This is a genomic window from Streptomyces sp. ME19-01-6, assembly GCF_033793745.1.
Lineage (GTDB): Bacteria > Actinomycetota > Actinomycetes > Streptomycetales > Streptomycetaceae > Streptomyces.
In genome coordinates this window covers 1-3,294 of the sequence record NZ_JARAXF010000092.1, presented here as the reverse complement: position 1 = coordinate 3,294, position 3,294 = coordinate 1, and the positions used below count along the sequence as shown (strand labels likewise).

Genomic DNA, 3,294 nt, shown 5'->3' with positions numbered 1-3,294 from the left:
GTCGGCCAGTAGCGGCTTCCGGCGCACGGCATTCGGCGGAGCAGGCGCCAAGAAGACGGCGTGGAAGCATTCCCCGCGGGTCGGTGCCCCTGCTGTGGTGGGGGGGGGGGGGGGGGGGGGGGGGGGCCCGGCCCCCCCCCCCCCCCCCCCCCCCCCCCTCGACATGCAGAATTCAGATGCCGCGCGGCAAGGAGGGCATTGCTGCGGCTGGCGGAGGCGGCGGCCACGGAGCCGGGCGGCACGGTCTGAAAGGTGATCTATCCAGTGGCCGCGACTCCGCGCTGGCGGCGGAGGCCGCAGCGAACGAAGCACGTTACGGGCCCGGGTGCGCACCGTGCTGCGCTCGTCGTACACCCGCCGTCGGCGGATGCTCTCGCCGCTGTTGAACGCTTCTCGGCCATCGGCCCGCCCGTACAGCCTGCTCGCGCCCCTGTAGAAGACCACCGAGGCGGGTCTTGATCCGGTGTGCAAGGGCGAGGCCGGGGTCAGGGACATCGTGGGCCTGCTCACGCGCCGGCGCATCCGGGCGGTGGCCGCTGTCAGCCTGCTGGGGCGCCCTCGTACACGGCGATGGTCTCCCGCGCCCTGCGGACCAGCGCCTCACGCAGTTCGGCGGGCTCCAGGACCTCGACGGCGGGACCGAAGAGGAGCAGCTGCTCGGCCGAGCCCAGCGAACGGAACCTCACCTCCAGCTGTAGCGGATCGGTGCTCTCGGCATCGGCCGGCTCTTGAGGCGGCGGGGCGGCGAGCTCCGAGCTGTGCAGAGCCAGGAACTTCGCCAGCATGGGGCGCTGGACCTTCACCGTCACGCTTACTGGGGTGGGCACGTTGTCGACCCCGTATCGCAGGGTCTCCCACAGGTCAGCCAGCCCCACCCCGCTGCGCCGCTGGACGGGATCCTCGGTGACCGTCGCCGAGAGCATCCGGTCCGCCCGGAACATCGTGGGCTTTTCGCGGTGATCGGCGATCAGGTACCAGATGCCCGCCTTGCTCACCAGCCCGTACGGATCAAGGGTGTAGGAGCGGACCTGGACATCGCGGCCGTGACGGTAGCGCAGTCGAAGCCGCCGGTCGTTGAAGACCGCGGCCTGGAGCACGCCGAGGTCGACGGTGAGCTCCTGGGGGCTGCTGCGCCAGCGCACCGGGTCGATCAGGATGCGGCGGCTGGCGAGATCGGCGTCGCCGCGAAACGGCGCGGGCACAGCGGCCATGACCTTGCGCAGCGCCGAGCCGATCGCGTGGCCCAGCCCCAGGTCGGCGTGGGCCCGGTCGGTGACCAGTACGAACAGAGCGCGGGCTTCGTCGGCCGTCAGGCCGGTGACATCGGTGCGGTAGCCGGGAAGCAGGGCGATGCCGCCGTTGCGGCCGCGCTCGGCGTAGACGGGCACACCGGCTGCGGACAGCGCCTCGACATCGCGGAAGATGGTCCGGACCGATACTTCCAGGCGCTCGGCCAGGTCGGTCGCGGGCACCTGCCCGTGGGTCTGCAGCAACAGCAGCAGCGACAGCAATCGGTCGGATTTCATATTTCAAGAATGACCCGGATACATGACGAAGCCCGTCATGTATCCAGAGTGTGCTCCACAACTGCTCCACCCATCCCGCACCGGGCCGCGGCTGGTGCGAGCACCAACGCCGCTCCTGCGAGGGCCGACCCGGCCACCCTGCGTGTCGGCCCCACGACTCAAAAGCCGCTGCATACGCTCGGCTCCGCGCAAGTCCGCCCGGCCGGCCGTCGCTGCCTCTCCTGCGGGGCATGCCCAAAAAGTCCCAGATAAACATGACGGCACATGTCATGTATCTGGTCGTACGTTCACGGGGCAACAGCACGCGGCTCGGCACTGGAGCGAGCCGACCAATTCACATTGCAGGAAGGGAGCGACATGTCGAACTCAACAGCCGGCATGCACATCGAGCGGACCCCGGACGAGCGTTTCGAAGGCCTCGTCGACTGGCCGTACGAGCCGCGGTACGTCACGGTCGGCGAGGGTCTGCGGATGCACTACGTCGACGAGGGGCCGTCCGACGGTCCGGTCGTGGTGCTCGCTCACGGTGAGCCGTCCTGGGGTTATCTGTACCGCAAGATGATTCCCGGGCTGGTGGCAGCGGGCCGGCGGGTCCTGGTCCCGGATCTGATCGGGTTCGGCCGCTCGGACAAGCCGGTTGACCGGGCCGCGTACACCTACGAGTCCCACATCGCCTGGACCGGTGAGTGGCTGGACCAGCTCGGTCTCACCGACATCACCCTGTTCGGCCAGGACTGGGGCGGCTACATCTTCAACGTGCACGTCGGGCTCACGCCCGACCGGTTCGTGGCCGTGGTCGCCTCCAACACCGGTCTGACCGACCCGGATTTCATGGCCTCACTGACCGAGGAGCAGTTCGCGCAGGGATTCAGTGCGTTCCTGGTATGGCGGGAGATGTCCGAGGCGCCCGACCTGACCGCTGCGCGGGCGGTCGCCGCCGCTCTCAGCGTGAGTGGCGACGTCCTGACCGAGGAGGAGGCCGCCGCCTACGACGCCCCCTTCCCCTCCGAGCGGTACTTTGCCGGGGCACGGCAGTTCCCGCACCTCGTCACGCTCGAGACCCCGGAACCGCTCGCCTCGACGCTGCGCCGTGCCTGGGCCGGGCTGGAAGCCTTCGACAAGCCGTTCCTGACCGCCTTCGCCGAACACGATCACATCTCGCGCCCCTTCGAGGGAATTTTCCAGGCCCGTGTCCCGGGTGCGAAGGGGCAGAACCACGTGACAGTTCCCGACGCAGGGCACTTCCTGCAGGAGCAGCAGCCCGACCTGCTGGTCAAGGCCATCCTCGGCCTCGGCTGACAGCCCACCCACCCGCACGCCACGCCCCACACCCAGCGGCCCACGCGAGTGGTGTGGGGGAATGGCGGCGACCGGCCTCACACCTGCCGGGAGCGGGGTCCGCCCCAGGGGTGCTCTGCTTGGGGGTCGCTTCACAATCCGGTTCGCGTGACCGGCGAGTTTTTCCCCGCGGTCCACGGAGGGCCTTCCCGGTGACCGATTCCTTTGTCCACCTTCACAATCACACCGAGTACTCGATGCTCGACGGTGCCCAGCGGCTGCAGCCGATGTTCGCCGAGGCCGCCAGCAGCACATGCCCGCCATCGCGATGAGCGACCACGATGACCACCGACGATCCCGCGTCGCCCGCGATCAGCAGGGTCAGAAGCCGTTGTGCGCCTACCGTGAGTGACGGCGAGTCGAGTCCTGAGCTCTGCACGCAGTTCATGCTGGTCAGGGCGCTGACTCAGACGGCGGAAGCACGGTGACG

Annotated in this window: 3 protein-coding genes; 1 reads left to right on the top strand and 2 read right to left on the bottom strand. The window is 69.2% G+C overall.

Translation table 11 applies throughout. The features are described from left to right. Positions 1 to 539: 539 nt before the first annotated feature. Complete coding sequence (locus PV419_RS52720) at positions 540 to 1,526, bottom strand: helix-turn-helix transcriptional regulator (RefSeq protein WP_319701218.1); 987 nt, start codon at positions 1,524 to 1,526, stop codon at positions 540 to 542. A gap of 357 nt (positions 1,527 to 1,883) precedes the next feature. On the opposite strand from PV419_RS52720, the gene PV419_RS52715 reads away from it, so the two are divergent. Continuing rightward, positions 1,884 to 2,825: a haloalkane dehalogenase gene (locus PV419_RS52715; RefSeq protein WP_319701217.1), complete on the top strand. Its 942-nt coding sequence runs from the start codon at positions 1,884 to 1,886 to the stop codon at positions 2,823 to 2,825. A gap of 220 nt (positions 2,826 to 3,045) precedes the next feature. Here the strand turns inward: PV419_RS52715 and PV419_RS52710 are convergent, their stop codons facing one another. Then, positions 3,046 to 3,243, bottom strand: a complete 198-nt coding sequence (locus tag PV419_RS52710) for a hypothetical protein (protein ID WP_319701216.1) — start codon at positions 3,241 to 3,243, stop codon at positions 3,046 to 3,048. Between the last annotated feature and the right edge of the window lie 51 nt (positions 3,244 to 3,294).

What these genes read in the sequence shown, in the direction of transcription:
- PV419_RS52715 (WP_319701217.1), top strand. Translation starts at nt 1,884, where the DNA reads ATGTCGAACTCAACAGCCGGCATGCACATCGAGCGGACCCCGGACGAG.
- PV419_RS52720 (WP_319701218.1), bottom strand. Translation starts at nt 1,526, where the DNA reads ATGAAATCCGACCGATTGCTGTCGCTGCTGCTGTTGCTGCAGACCCAC.